This window comes from Paraburkholderia sp. J63 (assembly GCF_905220245.1).
GTDB lineage: Bacteria > Pseudomonadota > Gammaproteobacteria > Burkholderiales > Burkholderiaceae > Paraburkholderia.
In genome coordinates this window covers 1-349 of the sequence record NZ_CAJMZF010000201.1, presented here as the reverse complement: position 1 = coordinate 349, position 349 = coordinate 1, and the positions used below count along the sequence as shown (strand labels likewise).

The 349-nt window shown below is 65.9% G+C and carries 1 pseudogene; it reads left to right on the top strand.

The features are described from left to right. A pseudogene (locus U5775_RS39170) lies at positions 1 to 349 on the top strand (NADP-dependent malic enzyme); the annotation flags it as partial.

The following is a 349-nucleotide window of genomic DNA, read 5'->3' as shown; positions in this document are numbered from 1 at the left end:
GACCACTATCACGGAAGAAATGAAGCTCGCGTGCGTGCGCGCGATCGCGGAACTCGCCGAAGAAACCGACCAGGGCGACGAAGTGGCGAAGGCCTATGAAGGCCACACGCTCGAATTCGGCCCGGAATACCTGATTCCGAAGCCTTTCGATCCGCGTCTGATCATCAAGATCGCGCCGGCCGTGGCGCAGGCCGCGATGGATTCGGGCGTCGCCACGCGCCCGATCCAGGACATGGACGCTTACCGCGAGCAGCTCGGCGCGACCGTCTACCGCTCGGGCATGGTGATGCGCCCGGTGTTCGCGGCGGCCAAGGCCAACTGCGCGCGCATCGTGTTCGCCGAGGGCGAG